The 16,084-nt window shown below is 40.5% G+C and carries 11 protein-coding genes and 1 pseudogene; 8 read left to right on the forward strand and 4 right to left on the reverse strand.

Annotation, left to right across the window (positions count from 1 at the left end):
- Window positions 1-5: 5 nt before the first annotated feature.
- Window positions 6-2,843 carry a DNA internalization-related competence protein ComEC/Rec2 gene (locus O9X84_RS12750; RefSeq protein ID WP_269520151.1) on the reverse strand — a complete coding sequence of 946 codons (2,838 nt, stop codon included), beginning with the start codon at window positions 2,841-2,843 and terminating at the stop codon, window positions 6-8.
- A 142-nt stretch (window positions 2,844-2,985) separates the two neighbouring features.
- On the opposite strand from O9X84_RS12750, the gene O9X84_RS12755 reads away from it, so the two are divergent.
- Window positions 2,986-3,519, forward strand: coding sequence for a DUF2062 domain-containing protein (locus O9X84_RS12755; protein ID WP_032094201.1), 534 nt, complete (start codon window positions 2,986-2,988; stop codon window positions 3,517-3,519).
- 225 nt (window positions 3,520-3,744) lie between these two features.
- Here O9X84_RS12755 and ligA read toward each other — a convergent pair.
- Window positions 3,745-4,758, reverse strand: a pseudogene (ligA, locus tag O9X84_RS12760) (NAD-dependent DNA ligase LigA); the annotation flags it as partial.
- A gap of 113 nt (window positions 4,759-4,871) precedes the next feature.
- Between ligA and O9X84_RS12765 the strand changes: the two are divergent.
- From O9X84_RS12765 to O9X84_RS12790, 6 genes are all read left to right on the forward strand, one after another.
- The gene (locus tag O9X84_RS12765; protein WP_052009988.1) at window positions 4,872-7,058 is read left to right on the forward strand and encodes a hypothetical protein; all 2,187 of its coding nucleotides are present in this window, start codon (window positions 4,872-4,874) and stop codon (window positions 7,056-7,058) included.
- Window positions 7,059-7,061: 3 nt separating this feature from the next.
- A complete protein-coding gene (locus O9X84_RS12770) occupies window positions 7,062-9,083 on the forward strand; it encodes a hypothetical protein (RefSeq protein ID WP_052009989.1) in 2,022 nt (673 codons plus the stop codon).
- A gap of 1 nt (window position 9,084) precedes the next feature.
- A complete protein-coding gene (locus O9X84_RS12775; RefSeq protein WP_032094202.1) occupies window positions 9,085-9,621 on the forward strand; it encodes a hypothetical protein in 537 nt (178 codons plus the stop codon).
- Between the two features lie 11 nt (window positions 9,622-9,632).
- Window positions 9,633-10,976 (forward strand): site-specific integrase, encoded by a 1,344-nt coding sequence (locus tag O9X84_RS12780; RefSeq protein WP_232043425.1) that lies wholly within the window; start codon window positions 9,633-9,635, stop codon window positions 10,974-10,976.
- Between the two features lie 282 nt (window positions 10,977-11,258).
- A complete protein-coding gene (locus O9X84_RS12785; protein WP_032094204.1) occupies window positions 11,259-12,161 on the forward strand; it encodes a GIY-YIG nuclease family protein in 903 nt (300 codons plus the stop codon).
- Window positions 12,162-12,286: 125 nt separating this feature from the next.
- Entirely contained in the window at window positions 12,287-12,541 is a 255-nt protein-coding gene (locus tag O9X84_RS12790; protein WP_032094205.1) for a helix-turn-helix domain-containing protein, read from the forward strand.
- Here the strand turns inward: O9X84_RS12790 and O9X84_RS12795 are convergent.
- Window positions 12,524-12,655, reverse strand: coding sequence for a MerR family DNA-binding transcriptional regulator (locus O9X84_RS12795; protein WP_232043427.1), 132 nt, complete (start codon window positions 12,653-12,655; stop codon window positions 12,524-12,526). The genes O9X84_RS12790 and O9X84_RS12795 overlap by 18 nt on opposite strands.
- Before the next feature lie 104 nt (window positions 12,656-12,759).
- Between O9X84_RS12795 and O9X84_RS12800 the strand changes: the two genes are divergently transcribed.
- On the forward strand, window positions 12,760-12,921 hold the full coding sequence (locus tag O9X84_RS12800) for a hypothetical protein (RefSeq protein WP_269520152.1): 162 nt from the start codon (window positions 12,760-12,762) through the stop codon (window positions 12,919-12,921).
- Here O9X84_RS12800 and O9X84_RS12805 read toward each other — a convergent pair.
- Window positions 12,914-16,024: an efflux RND transporter permease subunit gene (locus O9X84_RS12805; protein ID WP_269520153.1), complete on the reverse strand. Its 3,111-nt coding sequence runs from the start codon at window positions 16,022-16,024 to the stop codon at window positions 12,914-12,916. The genes O9X84_RS12800 and O9X84_RS12805 overlap by 8 nt on opposite strands.
- Window positions 16,025-16,084: the final 60 nt, after the last annotated feature.

Consider the following 16,084-nt stretch of genomic DNA (forward strand, 5'->3'; position numbering starts at 1 on the left):
ACTCCTTATTTGCTCAAAATGCCACCGACACTTCCAGTATGGAATGATTGAGATTGAAAACCTACTTGAAGATGGGTGGGATATCGAGCATCGAGATACCAACGTTGATGTAAGTCAAAGCGCTGAGAGTGGATTGTAAAGCCTGTTGTATTGTGATTGGGGTAAGTATTTAAATCTGCTGGAAAGGTCACGGTTAAGTAACCATGAAAGCTTGTCATGTAATAGGGAATATTCAGCGCCTCGTAACGCGTAACCACTTCCTTTGCCGGAAACTGCCAACGATTTTCAAATCCCTGAGTAAAGATAGCCGCTTTAGGGGCCACGCTTTTCAGAAATACTGCGGTGGAAGACGTCTTGCTACCATGGTGCGGTGCAATAAGGATATCTGCTTTAAGATTTTCCTTTGAGTTAGGTAAATTGAGGATGGCATATTCTGTGGTGCGCTCGATATCGCCCGGCAACAAGATGCTGTGCTGGCCATCGGTAATTTTTAACACACAGGAATGATCGTTATTATTAATTGTGTTTCCAATCTTTGGCCACAAAAAATGAATAGTTAACTCATTCCAGCGCTCTACTCGGCCTCGCTCACAATTTTTTGTGGGTGAAAACCACTTGGCTTTTTTTGCTAGTGGCGACGATGCTAATGCCGCTTTGCCGCCAGCATGATCGTTATCTTTATGCGTGTGAACGATAATATCAATCGCCTTCACTCTCTCCTTAGCAAGCAGTGGTAAAAGCACTGAGCTTGCTGTGTAGGCAAGGTTTTGAAAGCTTGCGCCCGAATCGATAACCATGGCTCTATCACCTTTCGTTATCACTATTGCACTCGCCTGCCCTGCATCAAGCGCATGCAGCTTCCATTGTTTAGGGTTTGAAGGGATATAAAGAGCCAAAAACGGGATGGTCAATACTAACAATGCATGTTTCTTATAACGCCATGACGGAGCAATGAGCACTAGCATGAAAACTAAGAGACAGGCGGCGGCTCTTGAATCGATATTAATCGCAATTGCTGCCCAGTCATATTGAGAAATATAACGTAAAACACTCAGTAACCAAGACAACGTACTGTCTAAATACATGAAAAGTCGTTCTGCCAAATTATATACTTTATCAGCGACTTCGTTTCCATTAATTGCACTGGCTCTCACACCTTGCATTACCGTCAGCACGAGCAAAATGAGTAGTGCTGGAGGCAGTATTATTGTGATTACCGGAACGGCAATAATATTTGCGGCCAACCCTGCAACTGATATTGAGTTGAAAAAGATAATGGTTAAGGGAGTCATAAGTACTCCCAGCATAAGCTGTAAAATGAGCAACGTTTTGAACCGAGACTGGTGTTGCCATCGATACCGCGTGGTAAGTAACCAAATATACAATACGGCACAAACACTGAGATAGAAGCTCGCGCTTAATATAGATAGCGGAAAAAGCAGAATACATACAGCAATCATGGCAGTAGCAAGGTGTATGGGTCTGTAGGCAATGAAAAATAGAGCAAACAAGCTCGCAATAGAGAGCAGTACGTAAGCCCTGACAACGGGCAATGCAAGACCGCTTAACGCAGCATAAAAACCGCAGGTTACCCACACTATTCCAATAACCGCTATTCGGTATTTTATAGAAAGTATCGCGTTTAATTTATTGTTCTTTCGGGGAATTTGCCGTCCACAACAGCGTTGTTTATAAACCGGCCAACACGAGCGCCAATCAGGAATACGCAACAAAACCACTACGCGTTGCAGCAGTATCTTTAGGTGACTCCTCACAAATAAAACAATTCCGCAAAACACAAATGTATACGCCGCTACAACACCTAAGTGCATACCCGATATGCTAAAAAGGTGCCCTGTACCGGTAATTTGCAATAGCTGCCAATGCGTTTTATCGAAGTTGACCCGTACACCTACTAACAGCGCTTGCCACCAGATTCGATTTTGAATGTCGATATCATCTAATACAGTCGCCATACGTAATCGAAAACTGTGCTTATGAGTAACCGACGTTGAACGTAAGGTTTTGATGTATCCAGTTACATGAACGTTATCTACCAATAGCTGCTTTTGTTTATTAAACCCAACGGGATTTTGAGTGCTGTATCTCGGTTTTAGCTTTACCACCGCTGTAAATTCATCGCCGTTGTGTAGGCAATAGTGTTCAGCTTCCGCGTCTTTGATAACTGTGTAAGTAGACATGGTTAGCAAACCTTTCTTACCTATTAAAAACTCGGCATCGCTTACTGTCTGTTTGTCTGTCTCGTTGTCTTTCTCGTCTTGTATTGTGCTCTCTTTCTCAATTTCTTTCGCTCTATCTAGTCTTCTGCGTCGGTTATCACTTTGATTATGTGAAATTGTTGTTATGTCAGTGTGGACGAGATTACCCGCTAATGTCGTTGGTTCTAAAGCAATAAATTTTACTACGTATTTATAGTTCTTTTCGCATGTAGAAGCGTGTTCAGTCTGGATATTACCTAACGGGATACACCCACCTTTGAGAACGCGAGCTCGGATTGTGATCTCTTTTTGAATTTTGTCGTTTGGTAGTTGCCAAGCATAGTGTAAATACCCTACACTCGCCTCCATCAGTGCTCCGATGACACAACCACTTAATACAAGGCAGCCATAGTAGATACCTTTACCGGCTTTAGCATTCAAAGTGAACAGCGTATTATTGATGTGTTTGCTATGCAGGGAAAGCAGTATGAGCAGCAAACATGAAATACACAGAGCTATCAGTAAAATCGTAAGTTCGATGTTGGTTGGTAGCCGCGGCCAAAAGGCGGCACTTAACGCACCTAAGCAAAAACTGATTAACCAAATTGTGATACGATTTACCATGTGTCCACGTAGTCATTAATGCGTATTGCGTGGTATGTGGCGAGTAAGGCACATTCAGCGGAACATATTTTCTTTTTTATTTGTAACGGATTGCGAGCTATCATGTTTTTTTTGACTCTAATTTTAAGACGCATCGAGTTTTATGCCTAAGAAATTCATACGACGCTTTTTGCCTGATCATCAAAGCATTAAGAAAAATAAGGCACTCAAGATATTTGGCCATGTGCTTCATGAGCCGAACTTATGGCATTTGAATCGCCGCTCTGCGTCGGGCGCTTTTGGCATAGGGCTTTTCTTCGCATTCTGGCCAGTGCCCTTTCAAATGTGGTTGTCTGCGGGCGTTGCCATTCCTTTTAGAGCCAACATTCCGTTATCAGTAGCCACCGTTTGGATAACTAACCCCTTTACTATTCCACCCATATTTTACGGTGCCTACAAGGTGGGTACTACTGTACTGGGGACTAAGCCTGAGCATTTTGAATTTCAGTTTAGTTGGCAATGGGTGGTGGAAAGCATAAACACCATTGGGCCTGCGTTTTTGGTTGGCTGTGGTATCTGTTCAGTAGTGTTTGGTCTGCTAGGTTACTTATCGCTTAACTGGATATGGCGCTTTCAAGTGAGTAAAGCGTGGGAGCGCAGAAAGCAGAGACGGAATATGAAGGCGAATTCGCTGTAATTTTTTGTTGTAGGTTTTTTGTTATAGCTGTTTGCTACAGGTTTTTACAATAGTTTTTACGATGCTGCTTTATAATATATCTTTGTAATATATCTTTGTAATATATTGCCTTCCCCTCTTCAATCACATTGCTATCTTAATGAAGAGTGTTCTTAACACAATGAACAGCGGCGCCGTATATGATTAATATACTTTCTAGCACCGCTATCCACTTTTAAAGCATCTCTAACCTTCGTGTTCGTCAAGATATGCAATTAGTGCAGCTTCGTCCCACACTGCAACATCAAGCTCTTGAGCCTTGGTTAATTTAGAGCCAGCCTTTTCACCTGCAACCAAAAAGTCCGTATTTTTTGAAACTGACCCAGCAACCTTTGCACCTAGTAACTGAAGTCGCGATTTAGCATCTGTTCGGCCCATTTCATTGAGCGTTCCGGTGATGACGCAGGTTTTACCTTTTAGCGGCAAGCTGTCTTCTCGGGGCTTCTCAACGGCAGGCCAATGGATGCCTTCACGTAACAAGGCGGTGATCACATCAGTGTTGTGCGCTTCATTAAAGAAATTGAAAATATGCTCGGCCACAATAGCGCCTACATCTTGCACCTCAATTAATGACTCAATAGACGCCTCTTGAATAGCCTCTAGCGTGGTAAAGTGCATTGCAAGGTTTGCAGCAGTGGCTTCACCTACCTCACGAATGCCTAACGCATATAAGAATTTCGCTAATGTCGTTTGCTTTGATGCCTCAAGTGAGTCTAACAATTTAGACGCCGACTTCTCGGCCATTCTCTCTAAACCAATTAGGCGACTAAGAGACAAGGTAAAGAAATCTGCCGGACTGTGCACTAAATCAGCATCGACGAGCTGATCCACAAGCTTATCGCCAAGTCCGTCGATATCAAACGCTTTGCGAGACGCAAAATGCTTCAGCGCCTGCTTACGTTGTGCTGGACAAATCAGCCCTCCTGTACACCGCGCAACCGCTTCGTCTTCTAATTTCTCTGCCTTCGAGTCACACACCGGGCAATGGGCTGGAAAATTAATATCTACCTCATCACCAGTGCGGTTAGCTTCTACCACAGACACCACTTGAGGAATAACGTCGCCAGCCCGTCTTATCACCACAGTATCGCCAATTTTTACGCCCAAGCGCTCTATTTCATCTTGATTGTGAAGCGTTGCGTTAGACACGGTAACCCCGCCTACAAAGACAGGTTCAAGCCTTGCCACAGGCGTTACTGCGAAGTGTCACCAGAGCAACCTAATTTCAATTAGAGAACATCCGGTTATATTAGACTTTATATCAAAAATAAAATAGCTTCACCTATTTGAAAACATACAGGTAGGAAATGCAAATGGATACGACAATGAGCTTAGATGAAAAATATGCCTTTATCAAAATCCATTATGGAGAGTCTATACACGGTGGCACGGTTGAACTGTTCAAAGAAATAAGCTACTCCCAAGTCATGAAAATATCAAAAAATCTTGTTGCATATAGCAATATCCTCTGCCCTGTATTGCTATCTAGTGGTAGAAAGGACTTAACTTATTGTTTGAAACTTGTAGCTATAGATTTAAGCCAGCGACTTGCTAAACCTACTGCATATTCAAACTTTATATCACTAAAAACACATATTATTAAATTGATAGAGCGTGGCGATATAACTTGGGTACCTTATTCTACAGAACATCTCTCTTTTCTCAGTGTTGCTATCCCCAAAATGACTTATGAAGAACTTAAAAAGCAAGCAATCCCTAGAAAAATTCAATTAGGATTCAAGCATGTAAATCCTAAAATTGGAGTATTTAAAGAAGTCCTGAATAAAACATGTAGCCCTGAAATCTCTGGCGCTTTGATAAATCACGCGATGGCATACAAGAAGAAAACGAAGCAGAGGATAATAGCTCAATTAACAGATTTTCTTAACGGTATAACTACAGATAAGCCTGATTGGTATAATCATCCACTGGTTTTACAAAGTGAATTAATTAAGTTCCGGGCGAACCTGCTTGACCGGTATCAAAGAAATACAGCTTATTTGCATTTCCATATTATTAGTAAAGCAATAAGAACACTAATGGAACAAGGACTACTAGACAGCCAAATAGACCTGCCTGACAACTATAAGGGGTCATGGCGTGATCAAACATTGCATGCAAACAATCCCTTAGTATCTAGCTTAGATTTATACGATTTAAAAAGTATATCTTCTAATAAAGATACGCCACGATTTCTCGAACTGTTGAAAAAAGAAATCCATACGAACCTTGCCTGCTTGACGGATGTAGCAAAAGATATTGTTTGGAAAGGTTATCAAGATTATTTATTAGGATCCGAAGTTGTTACTCAATATAAAAATTTCATTGTACAACATACAGATAAAAACATTGATATCGAAGCTGAGCTTGCTCCCAAGTTTCAAGCTAAATTAAGCGCGATTTGGCCAGAAAACAACATATCTGACTTTTTAACATCTAAGCGCGTTGCGTATTATGACAGCAACTATGAGTTTTATATCGCAGGTGGGACCAATGACCCAAATAGCCCTTACAAAGTAAGTAATTCTGTAAACAGATATTTGGGACTGACCATAGAAGTAGCTTCAGCTATGCAAACGATAATCGTGGAAGAAATTGGCATCAATCCATTTTCTCTCTACGATATCTCGATATCATCTGACGGGGTTGGTAGAGAGTTTGTTCAAATTACTGATGAAGGGTCTGTCCGACTTCGCGCTTTAAAAAAACGCGCAAAACAATCAAAAACAAGGAAAGCTAAAGGAGGCCCCGTCTTACTCTCACAGATACAAAAATCAGATATAGATGCTGCTACTTGTCTGAAAATGGCTTTAGAAATGACAAGTAGAGCCAGAAATTCGAGCGAAATTAGAAAGCTTTGGATAATTCGGACAGCAAATGGGGTGCAACATGTTTCAGACACTGCATTTCAACATAACTTTAACAAAATGAAAGCGAGCCTACCTAGTGAAAATAATGCCTTACAACACTCAACATTAAAAAAAATAAGAGGTTCCAAAGGGGTGTTAATATTTCTTCAATCAAGAGGGGATGCATTGAGAACCGCAAATTACTTAGGTAATAAAGTCGAAACAACCTTAAATAGATACATTCCCCCTTATCTATCAGAGCTAATCTATAGAAATAAAATTAGAGCGTTTCAAAATATATTGCTATACATGGCGATTGGTTTGGAAGATTCGCCCTCAGACGCGCTTAATATGAGTGAGGAGGAATTAAAGTCTCAGCTTGAAGTTGCTTTTAACAATGAAGATATGGGTGGTAATTTTTACGACAAACTTAAAAACCCGAATGATGAAAATACCCAGAATAAAGAGGTGTATTTTTGTGTTTCTATCGACAATATAAAAACAGCTCTTATCTATATTAAAACTGGTAGTGATCCGATACTTAAGGAGCAATGTGTCAATGCTGTTTCAGCAATATCTGAAAGCACTGTCATAATGAAACAAATGCTCCGAACTGCTCAACTTGCAGTGCAAAAAAGCGAGGTTAAATAAAACATGAGTGAAAGTGCAAATTTAATAGACGATGATTTTGTTGACTTTTCCAAATTGATTGATTCCGCAGGAAAGTTTGAATACGAAATGCCCAGATGGCTATTAAATGACAATATTTACGACCAAGAATGGTTAGCTTCAAAAGTGGCTATAGATATTGACTACTATCGTAAGAACAAAAACAAAGCACTAAAGATAAATTTTAAAAGAAAGATTTCTGACGTGGAGTATTTGACTGACGGAAATAATGAACCTTTATTGAAAGACATTATGCATAGCTTATTATACTTGGACGCACGAGGAAAAATAACACGACCATTAAGAGCTAAAGCCATTCTGGTCGCCATTACAGACTTAATTAAACATGCTAATGAGGTTCGGCAAAAAAAATCAAGATTGCTTGTACGGGGACTAGATCAAATAAAATTAAACGAGCTTAAAGATTTTATTATGGATTATAATACACAGCCTCATGTATTTGCTGCCGCCCTTAAAATCATAGATTTGAACTATGGTTCATCTTCACGAATCGACTGGATTAAGATAAAAAATGAGCTTAATTTAACAACAAGATCACTAATGTCATTGCAGCACTCTTTGAAAAAACACTATAAGAGTAACCCACCTAAAAACGATAAGAGTTCTTATCAAGAAGACCACTCAGTGACAAAGAAATGGAACCAACCCAATAAGGTTCGTGAATTTCAACCTGCGAATACAATGGATTTCGATATAGACACAGATTTACAACCTTCAGAAAAGACAATATCAAATATAGTATCTTTGCTTGAGGCGGTCTACACAGCAAGGGCATCTCAAAAGTATAAATTTGCTCACTCGCCCGCAGCATTATTTAGCAATGGTGAAACTCTGTTTGATAGCATGAGACAATCAATAAAAACCCCCATAATGCCTACTTCTAATTACCTGCATTCTATTTCAACAAGCCTTAAATTTGCTAGGAAGTATGGTTATGCTATCCGCCAGCATTTATCCGTTCTTGCGAAAAATGAGCTTAAAAAAGTAGATAACAGCGACGTTTACCGCTCAAGCTCATCATTACAAGAGGAAGTGTTTAAAGAAACACCTTTGCCAGACGTATTAAAAGAACTGAATATTACGTCGTGGTGTGACGACAATTTGGTGTGCTTCAGCCAATTTAGACGAGAAATGTCCATGGCCGTTGCGATAAGGTTATATTTAGCCTCAATTTACATACTAGTAGCAGGTTTTGTTGCTAGTAGAGTTATGTCTATGAGAAGTTTAAAACGGAACTGCTTTGTTCAATCGCCTATTGATGGACTTTTCGATTTAGTCTTAAGAATTCCAAAAACTTCTGAACGTATTGAACTTGAAGATGTTCACCGCCCAATACCAGACTTGATATTCGATTATGGCTTAGAGTTTGCACTTTTAAATAATGTTCTAGAAGAGAGAAGAGGCTTTATTGTAGATGAAAACGAACAGTTCTTATTTGGTGGTTTTTTGTCACACACGTCTTTTAAAGCCTATACATCAGAATTTGCTCAATCGCGTGTTACCCCTCTCAGCGATGATTATATAAATGGTTGCCTAGACTTGTTTGCAGACTGGAGTTTCTCTCCCTTAATTAATGGAAAACGATGGTATCCAAGAAGTCACCAATACCGACGAACGTTTGCTGTACTGTATTTCAACATGACTGACAATACGGGGTTAGAAGAATTGTCCTGGTTTTTGGGGCACGCTGACCTAGAGCAAACTTTTCACTACGCAGAAGTATCTCCAAGTTCCGAGTGGATTGACGAAGCAGAAGTTACAATTGCAAGGATTGGTGCTTCTCTTGGTAAGGCGATACTGGGTGATTCAAGCGTAACAAATATTGTAAATACAGCTCGTAAAAAAGCAAAAACATCTCTGGTAATTGAACCTTTAGTAAGAGATTTGATCGATGAGCATAAAAAAAATACTGGTGAGACAGTTCGATTTCATCGAATTGAAGGAAATGCTGTGTTTTTTTATTTTCAGAAAAAAGAGGCATATTGACGTGGCGAGATTTCAAAAAGGGCAAACTTCTCAATCTGTAATTTTGAAAAAAAAAATGATCACTGAATCAATGATTCGTAAAAGTGAAATCCTCAATAGCATAAAGCATTATGATGAGATTCCCGATAGCTTAACGACCAGTAAATCAACCATCACTAAGACAATGGTAAATAAGTGGCACGACGACTCATTAGGCGTAATAAGGTATTCTTACAACTCTTCAATGACAGAACACAACGCATTAGCTTTACGCGAATTATCAGTTGCTATTGAAGACCTTAATGTAAGGCTTAAAAAATCAGAAGCAAACAAAAATAAAAACGTTGCGATAAAAAAGACTCGGTTAACAACCCATGATATTAATGAGTTGAAAAGAGAAAATGAAGACTTAAAATCTGCACTTGCAGAAGTTTACAGGGCATACATGCAACTTTTAGATAATTGTAGAGAGGACGAACAAATAGACAAAGCTTATAGAAAACTGATTTTGGATCAGGCTCGTATTTTAGGAAATAACAGATTGGCTTTGATAAAATAATGTCATATGTCATGACGGCTAAATCACCCTGCCTTGATTTCCTTATAACCAGTCAGCGCAGAAATGAAAAACATGATTGCTCACTGTCTTTAATAATGAAGAAAGGCGGTGGCATAGATTGGCACGCCAATGCTTACCTAACCAAATTGGGCGGAGGCGCTCAAATATTTAATATTAGGCCGTTAGCACCGACGGTTACAAAGAAAGCTTATAGCCTAAATATATTTTGTTCTTTCCTTGAAGATAAAAAAATTTCTCTATCCGACATCAATGATTCGGCTTTATATCAATTCATAGGCGTATTAAAAGATCGAAAGATTGCCGATGAAACAGTATTAACGCACGCCAGAGTCGCTTTGGGTTACGTTATATTTTTATCTGATGAAAATCCCCACTGGAAACTAGCAACTGAAGAAAAAGACACGGTGAGAGCATACAGTGTTCATTACTCTGAAAAGAAGTTTAAAGCAGGTAATAGAGAAATAACTTATGTAGATCATGTATCATTTGCGGGGTTGATTAGCATTGCCGTGGACGTAGAGTATATTCACGATCATGAATTTGTTTTATGGTTGGACGCCATTAATGAAAGCACGTATCACCCAGAGCTTAATGAATTTTTAATATACAGATGGCAAGCCTTCTCCACACTACTTGAGATTACTGGGGCAAGAATAAGTGAAGTTCACCAGATAACAAAATCTTCAGTTGAAAACGCTTCTAAGTCGCTCCTGAATTCCAAGAAGTGTGTATTAAGAGATATTCCGATTCTAAAGGGTAAATATAAAGGTAAAAAAAGAGAAGTAGAAGTCACAGGTGATGACCTACAGATCATAATGTATTACCTAAAGTTAGTCGAAAACACATTTCCCAACCAAAACCATGACGCCATTTTTGTTGATGCACGAAGTGGCAAACCATTGGCAAAATCATATCTAAAAAACTATGCAAAAAAAGTAATTAATGCCAGTAAGTATAAGGAAGAGTTGCGCCATGTCACAAATCACTCTTTCCGACACAGATTTATTACAATGAATGTAGCTAAGGCGATTAAGAAACTAGCAGCATCAGGAAGCTTTAATAATATTTTGAGTGTTGCTGCTACAGCATGCCGAAAAGTCACAATGCATGCTTCAAATGCAACTATGGCAAGATATGTCCATTTGGCGTCTGAACTGAATCATCAATCAACTCAGCTAGATAGTGTTTTACTTGCAATGTCGTCTCAGGTCAGAATTAGAATGATTAGAATGATAAATATCAGTAAGTCCTTGAAAGCGAAAAAAATCGATGAGACTGAGGCGATTCAATCGTTATTGACTAACATTGACGAGATTGCAAAATTCGATTTATAAGTTGTCTTAGTGTGGTTGCCAGATCAAGTCTGAGCTAGTACAAGTTACTAGTACAAGTTACCGCACTTTACGCTCAATAATCTTTCCACTAAGACCACTACAATCGTTCCCTGTAGTGGCAGAATAAACCCGTACACCTTCTTATAATTCGGCTACCAATAGATAACAGTCACAAAGTTAATTAAACACCGGCAAATATTTATTTGGTTTAAATAAGGTAACTGTATATTATTCAATATAATCGGGACAAAATAATTGAGCCGAAGATATTTGGGAATTAATATGACCGTCAGCTCTTATGAAAAAGACCTCGCTATATGTGAACATGTATTTAATCATTTTATTTTAAGTGACCAATTCTTTGGATTTGTCACCATTGGTATCCTTGCAAAGTATGCTAACAAAAATAATGTTTATTCTAGTGATTTTAAATTATTGGTTCGCGAACGAGGTTTTGATTTAAAATCAAAATGTAACGAAAGAGGCGTATACTTCTCTCGCTCGTGCTCCAAGGCTCTCGCAAACAAACATCCAGTTAAATTATTACGATGTGCTGAAATACAATCAGTGATTGCTGAAAGCGGTATAAAGGGGGCTTTATCGCAGTTAAAAATTAAAAGGAGCATAATCGACCAACTCTTTTACGAAATGCTAGGGTCGGTGCAGTACCGAACCAATTTTTTAGAGCTTGGATGGGATATTGCCGACTTACCCCACCTTACCACTCCTCTTTATAAACAGATGGTCAAATACATAGTAAACAATCAGGTTACCGATAAGCATGCATTACGCAATGCAATTGTGAGAGATATGAATGATGGAAAAAAATGGTGGTTGCACGAACATTTAGTGAATACTGACAAGCCTGGCTTCATTTACGTAGCTATGCTGTCAGAGGAAAACAATTTGTATCGGGTTAAAATAGGCCAGACTGAGCGTGAAATAAAAAAACGCCACAGTGAACATCTCAGAGCAAAAAAAGTAAATATCGATACCACGTTTTTGTGTAAATATGTCGAGTCTCCTGTTAAAGAAGAATCCGCTATTTTGTCTTATTTCAGGGAGCATGGGCAGCTGATTAGTGGCAGAGAAGAATTTATCATTAATAATAAGTTGGCAGCGACACTCAAGGACTATTTAGTCAGCGATGTTAGCTTTGCTACTTTCGTTTCTCAAGCACAATAATAGCCTAAAGATGTCCATAAAAGGCGTAGCAGTCCAAATTACAATGGCAAGTTGGCAACTAATCTCTTAGCATGAACGATATTCCCTAATTTCGGGACATAAGGTTTCACTGTCATAATGCAGTGATGATTAAATCTCTTGCACATCCCGATTATTTAGCCCTTACAAGTTGGCTTAAAAATTCCCGTAAACAGAAAGGGTTAACTTTGAGAGATGTTGCTGAAAGAATTGACGAACCATTTCAAACAGTGAGCAAGATTGAAAATGCACAGCGCAATTTAACGATCTTAGAGTACGTAGAGTATTGCAGAGCAATAGAAGTAGATCCGGCAATTGGCTTAGATTTGATCATTAAACTATCGTCAAAGAGAAGATATTGATAGTACACCTTGAGATGGTTTTATCGGTTGCTGCAACAAGGCCTTCTTTTCATAGAATCGAATAGTATCTACACCCACATTTGCTTCCTTTGCGAGTTTACTTATTGTGTACATATAAAGCCCTAAATAGTTTGACTCACTTACTAAACGAAAAATAGCATCAAGTCATAATTTATACCGAGTTTGCATAAATTCATCACGAGCATCAACAATAACTGATGATGGCAATTCGACAAAATCGAACGGTAAAAACAACACAACCCCTTGGTCGTCATGCTCAGTCACACCCTAAAGTCGTCTATAAAGAGCCTGATATCACAGAGTTAGCATGGCAGATGTCTTTTTTAAAGAAATCTGCCGTTCACTTCTCCTTTATTTAAGTTTTCTGCCGTGCACAAGTCGATATAAAACAGGCAAGACTATCAATGTCAGCAAAGTAGAAGAAATTATTCCGCCAATGACCACTGTTGCCAAAGGTCGCTGCACTTCTGCTCCCGTTCCCACATTAAGCGCCATTGGCACAAAACCAAGGCTAGCAACCAATGCCGTCATCAGTACCGGCCGCAAACGCGTTAAAGCACCATCAACAATAGAGTTAATTAACTCACCTGTCTCTTCCAGCCTTTGACGGATAAACGACAACATAACCAAACCGTTAAGCACAGCAATGCCAGACAGTGCAATAAAACCAACGCCTGCTGATATAGACAAGGGCATGTCTCTCACCCATAGCGCAAAAACGCCACCTGTTAATGCTAAAGGCACACCGGTGAAAATTATCAATGCATCTTTCACCGAGCCAAAGGCAATGACTAGCAATGCAAGAATTAAGAAAAGCGTCGCTGGGACAACAAGGCTCAATCGCTGACTCGCACTTTCTAACTGCTCGAACGTACCGCCATAATCAACCCAATAACCACTTGGCAATACGACATTTTCTGCTATTTGCATTTTTGCTTCAGTAACAAACGAGCCTAGGTCGCGCTCTCTTACATTCGCCGTTACCACAATACGGCGCTTGGCGTTTTCTCGGCTGATTTGACTGGGTATACTGGCATATTTAAGCGTTGCAACCTCTACTATAGGCACATAATCACCATCCCCTGTCATAATGGGTATGGTGCCTAGCGTATCAAGATTATTGCGAATATCCTCTGAGTAGCGCACGACTATCTCGAATCGCCTGTCGCCCTCGAATATCAAGCCAGCTTCTTTGCCGCCAATCGATGCGCTTAACCAAGTTTGCAAATCAGTGACATCCAAATTATAACGCGCTAAAGCATAAGGCTTGGGGTTCACAGTAAAGATAGGAATTTCATCAACTTGCTCAACGCGTGCATCCGCAGCGCCGGGTATATCTTGCAGTACCGCTAATATATCACCGGCTGAATCGCGCAGTTTATTTAAATCATCCCCATAAATTTTTATACCTAAGTCGGCTCTAACGCCACTAATTAATTCGTTAAACCGCATTTGGATAGGTTGAGTAAACTCGTAATTATTGCCGGGCACGTTTTGAAGCTCACGCTCCATTTGCTCGACAAATTCGGCTTTAGATAAAGTAGGATCTGGCCATTGGTCGATAGGTTTCAACATCACAAACGTATCGGTAACATTTGGCGGCATCGCATCTGTGGCAACTTCTGCCGTGCCGGTTTTAGCAAAGACAGTGCTCACTTGTGGGTACTGCATAATGACGTCTTCCAGCCTTTTTTGCATATCCACGGCTTGCTCTATGCCAGTGCCGGGCACTCGCATAGCGTGCAAGGCAATATCCCCCTCATCAAGTTGAGGAATAAATTCAGAGCCAAGTCGCATGCTTAGCCAAACGCTTACAACAACCAATAATGTCGCTGAGCCTATTACCAACCAACGTAGTTTAAGCGACCATAAAAGAACCGGACGATACACCGATTTCGCCCCAACTATAATTGGGCTCTCTTTTTCACTGACTTTACCCGACATAAACATCGCAACGGCTGCTGGCACAATAGTGATTGAGAACACCATCGCAGCAAGTAATGCCAAGATAACGGTGGCCGCCATCGGGTGAAACATCTTCCCTTCTACCCCTGTTAAACTAAAAATAGGGATATATACAATGGTAATAATCATCACGCCAAAAAGACTAGGTCGTATTACTTCGTTGGTTGCTTCATATACAACTTCAAGTCTTTCCTTGATGAGCAGCACTGAGCCGGTTCGCCGCTGCGCTTCACTTAAGCGCCTGATACAGTTTTCAACGATGATAACCGCACCATCTACAATTAACCCGAAGTCTAACGCTCCTAAGCTCATTAAGTTTGCGCTTACTCCTGTTTGCACCATCCCTGTTATTGTGGCGAGCATAGCGAGCGGTATCACAGCGGCGGTAATAATAGCTGCTCTTATATTCCCAAGCAGAAGAAACAACACCACAATCACCAGTAATGCGCCCTCAACGAGGTTTTTACGCACGGTATTGATGGCTTTATCTACCAGTGCGGTCCTATCGTAAACGGTTTCTATTATCACACCTTCGGGCAAGCTAGCTTGGATTTCATCCACTTTGTCAGCCACTGCCAAGGCCACAGCACGACTATTTTCACCAATGAGCATCATGGCAGTGCCTAAGACGGTTTCCTTACCCTCTCGTGTCGCAGCCCCCGTTCGAAGCTCTTTACCAATAGCCACTTCGGCAATATCGTTAACGGTCACTGGAGATTGGTTAGTGAGTGTCACCACGACATTACCAATATCTTCAATTGTGGCCAGCTGCGCTTGAGAGCGCACCAGTATTTGTTGACCGTTACGTTCGATATATCCGGCACCTTGATTGGCATTATTTCGCTCCAATGCCCTCAGCAGATCGTCAGTGCTCACACCATAATTAAGCATACGTTGAGGATCAGGATTCACATGATATTGCTTGGTAAAGCCGCCAATAGCGTTTACTTCGGTGATACCTTTTACTAAAGCGAGTTGAGGTTTTACCACCCAGTCATGCAGTTCTCGTAGTGCCATCGCATCAAAGTCTCTGCCGTCAGCCGTCAATGTGCCCGGCTCAGCGCTGAGCGTGTACATGTAGATTTCACCCAGACCCGTGGCAATCGGCCCCATTTCTGGCTCGATACCCTCAGGTAGCTGACTTTTAATAATGCCTATCCGCTCATTAATGAGGTTTCTGGCAAAGTACAGGTCGGTGCCTTCTTCAAATACGGCGGTCACTTGAGACAAGCCATAACGAGATAGTGAACGGGTATAATCCAAGTTTGGCAAACCCGCTAAAGCGTTTTCTACCAAAAAGGTGATGCGCTGCTCAGTTTCAAGCGGCGAATAACCAGTTGCTTGTGTATTGATTTGAACTTGGATATTGGTGATATCGGGTACGGCGTCAATAGGCAGCTTTTGATAACTAAATAAGCCAAAACCAATGACTAAAAAACTCAGCATCAAAAATATACCGCGCCTGTCGATTGCAGTGCGAATAATGGAGGCTAGCATGTTAAGCCTCCCTTAGAGCCTTGCAGTAGCAAACATGTATATTCAGGTTGTATTGAGGCA

The organism is Alteromonas sp. BMJM2 (genome assembly GCF_027257845.1).
Classification (GTDB): Bacteria; Pseudomonadota; Gammaproteobacteria; order Enterobacterales; family Alteromonadaceae; genus Alteromonas.